The following is a 3,129-nucleotide window of genomic DNA, read 5'->3' on the forward strand; positions in this document are numbered from 1 at the left end:
ATCCTGAAAACACCCGAACTCCAAAATGCGTAAAGTGGCAGCGTTCAACATAGGGATATTTTCATTCCTCCGATGGTGACGAAATTTTTGGTCATGGGAGTCTATCTTTCTTTCCCATATGTTTTCGTTATATGATGGATGCAGCCAATATTTTCTTGAAAGGATACCGGGAAATGATCATCAAAAAAATCATCGACCTCACCATGCCGATCACGGCCCAAACTCCGGTGTACCCGGGGGATCCGAAGCCTAAAACCGAACCGGCGGCGACGTTCGCCCAAGACGGCTACCACGTCAGCCGCCTTGTGCTCGGTTCGCACAGCGGCACGCATGTGGATGCGCCGTTCCATTTTTGCGAGCATGGCTGGCGGTTGGATGACGTGCCGCTCACCTATTTTCTTGGCCGCGGCATCGTGATCGATGCCACCGGGAAAGCGGAAGGCGAAGCGGTGACGATGGCCGATGCCGCTCCGTATATCCCAAAGCTGTTGCCGGGAACCATTGTGTTGTTTCATACCGGCTGGTCGCAATACGCCGGAACAAAGCGGTATTTTTCCCATCCGTACGTCGCGCCGGAGGTGATTGAAGCGATGCTGGAGCGGGGTGTACGGACGTTTTTCATCGACGCGCTCAACATCGACCCGCCCGACGGCTCTTCGTTCCGCGCTCACGAGCTTATTCTTGGCGCCAACGGGGTGATCGGGGAAAATTTCGCGAACTTCGATCAGATCGATTTTGATGACCCGTATATTATTGCCCTCCCCCTTTCCTTGCCTGGTTGCGACGGTTCGCCCGTTCGGGCGGTGGCAGTGCAGTGGGCGTAACGAAGAAGGGGGATACAGCCCCATACCCGTCAAGTTTAGCGGTATAAGATTTTTAAGACGATACTGGTGTTCATCCCCGCAGTGAATGATAGGGATCACCTCCATTATTGGGCATACCAAATACCCCTCCAGAAGAGGGGTGTTTGGTATTTATATCCATATCTAATTCTACCATATCTCTAATTTCGTTACGATATCTGATGCCGTTTCTGAGTCAGTCAAGACTTTGTGGAGAACTTTTTTTCGGTTCACTACGGGCGTTGTAAATGACCGGTTAGTGAACCGTTTTCAGGAATTAATATCGTAAGCGCTTTCCGACTCTCATCCCTCATCTTGAGGTGATCATATTACATTCCATTTTTTACACCCAACCACCATCTCGGAGCGCCGACAACGCTTGATGGATCGGCGTCCCGGATGACTGTTGCAGACACGGTATATTCTGACGTACCACATCTGCCCACAACTGTCCGGCCTTCCGTTTGGCCTGTTCGATCCGCTTGGACTTTGTTGAGGCCGAGACGGCCGACTGGGGCTCTTGCTCCTCCCACCGTCCCTTTCTCCACCCGATCCCGTCGATTCGGGCTGCCATCGCCCTCAGAAACGCCCGAAGCCCTTGGTCTTTCCAGCTGCGGCGGGATTTCACCCGATGCGCAAACCGGCTCATCACGCTCTCGGCGTGGCCCATCGGACGCATGCCGGTCGTCTCCACCCCTTGCTCCGACAGCCACTCTCGGTAGTCCCGGATGCATCCCGGCATCGACTCGATCCGGCGGATCATGGCAGCCATCTGCTTCTCTTTCGCTTCGTCCTCCAACGTGCCGACCGCGCTGTTCAGCTCCACCAGAAGCCCCTCTTCGTCTTGTTTCGCCAGCTTCTTCCGCACCTCCCGCCAACGCGGATGGCCGGACAGACACTGACGCAGCTCCCGCGCCACATGAAATCGATCCAGCTGAAAGCAGGCTCGCTTTCCAAAATACTCCCGGGAGGCTGTGATCCACGACGCCGCGTCGCCGTTGATGACCAATAGGTCTCGGCACGGATCATAGGCATATTCCTTCATCAGCCACTCCTCAAACCGTTCCCACACGTCCCCCGTCCCTTCATGGAGGTAGTGGCGCCGGTTCACCAGCTCAAGCTGCGACCCGTTTCGTCTCCATCCCCCGTGAACCGCCAGGATTTTCTCTTCTTTCGCCCGTTTCCCTTTCCCCTGGCGGGAAATAAACAGTCCATCCGCCTCCACAAACAGCACCCGGCCGTGCCGTTTGGAAACAGGGTGATGCAGCGAGACAGGGGCCTCCAGCACCAGTTGGCGAATCGCCTCGTGGCTGAGGACCGCATACCCCACGATCGACTCCAGCGTACGAGCCGCTTTGCGGTAGGAAGAGCACTCGACGGCCAACTCGACCGCTTACTGCAAGAAGTGCAGTGGCCCGGAAAGCGGATAGTAACCTACCCTCACTTAGGCCGAGCAGGGTGGGTTACTTTTTGTCTTTGGATACAGCGATGACGGCTACGATCAGCGATGCAAACGTAATCATTAACGTCAGCGCATCGGCAACGGTCATCATCAGCGGCACCTCCCTTCTTTAAGGGAGTAGCCACTGCCCACCCTGCATGTAGCTGTGCATGTTTATTATACCATAAATCCCCAAAAATACGAATATACATTCGTATGTGTAACTATTCACCCCAGTGCTAGTGTATAAAAAAGCCCAGCACAAATAGGGCATTTCGGTCATAGAAAATGCCCTAGGTAGCGGAAAGAACTCGATCGATCGTTTCGCCTGCCAACAGAAGACATAACGAATCCCACACGTTTTTTTCGTGTTTCGTCAGTGTGGAAACGATGCTTCTTGCGATGCAAAACGACTGCGCGAATGTTTCTTCGCGAAACGTACCCGAAATGTTCTCTTTGACTTTGACCATGCGAAGATCGCGTTCGGCTTGGTTGTTATCAAAGGGAACATGTACTTCACGTAAGAAACGCAGCGCTTCTTCCTTTCGTTTTTGAAGGCGTCGAACAAAAGCGAGTGCTTTTTTCGGAAGAGGCGTCATCGTTTCTAATCGGTGTTGTGCTCTTTCTAGGATGCGATCATACACTCGTTCCCACCGTCTCGCTTCTTCTTCGGAAAGTGCACCGTGATGGGCTTCGACGGCTTGCTTGGCGGCTAACAGAAACGTGGTCATGCGCATCGCCCACGTATGCCCCTGTTCGATGAATCCTTTTAACTCACGCAAATGGTGGGCATGACAAAGGGCATGGGTGGCATGTGTGTATTTCGGATACGTACCGAACGCATCG

Annotated in this window: 3 protein-coding genes and 1 pseudogene; 1 reads left to right on the top strand and 3 read right to left on the bottom strand. The window is 53.7% G+C overall.

The features are described 5' to 3' along the window. The first annotated feature begins 173 nt into the window (after positions 1 to 173). Positions 174 to 824: a cyclase family protein gene (locus tag BRO54_RS18500; protein ID WP_074044831.1), complete on the top strand. Its 651-nt coding sequence runs from the start codon at positions 174 to 176 to the stop codon at positions 822 to 824. A 361-nt stretch (positions 825 to 1,185) separates the two neighbouring features. Here BRO54_RS18500 and BRO54_RS18505 read toward each other — a convergent pair. The 3 genes and pseudogenes from BRO54_RS18505 to BRO54_RS18510 all read right to left on the bottom strand — a co-directional run. Further along, positions 1,186 to 2,235: pseudogene (locus BRO54_RS18505) on the bottom strand (ISLre2 family transposase); the annotation flags it as partial. A gap of 70 nt (positions 2,236 to 2,305) precedes the next feature. Beyond that, positions 2,306 to 2,395, bottom strand: coding sequence for a putative holin-like toxin (locus BRO54_RS20705; protein WP_233252961.1), 90 nt, complete (start codon positions 2,393 to 2,395; stop codon positions 2,306 to 2,308). Positions 2,396 to 2,576: 181 nt separating this feature from the next. Then, a partial coding sequence (locus BRO54_RS18510) for an IS66 family transposase (protein WP_139268093.1) occupies positions 2,577 to 3,129 on the bottom strand: 553 nt, incomplete at its 5' end.

It is taken from the genome of Geobacillus proteiniphilus, from assembly GCF_001908025.1.
GTDB lineage: Bacteria > Bacillota > Bacilli > Bacillales > Anoxybacillaceae > Geobacillus > Geobacillus proteiniphilus.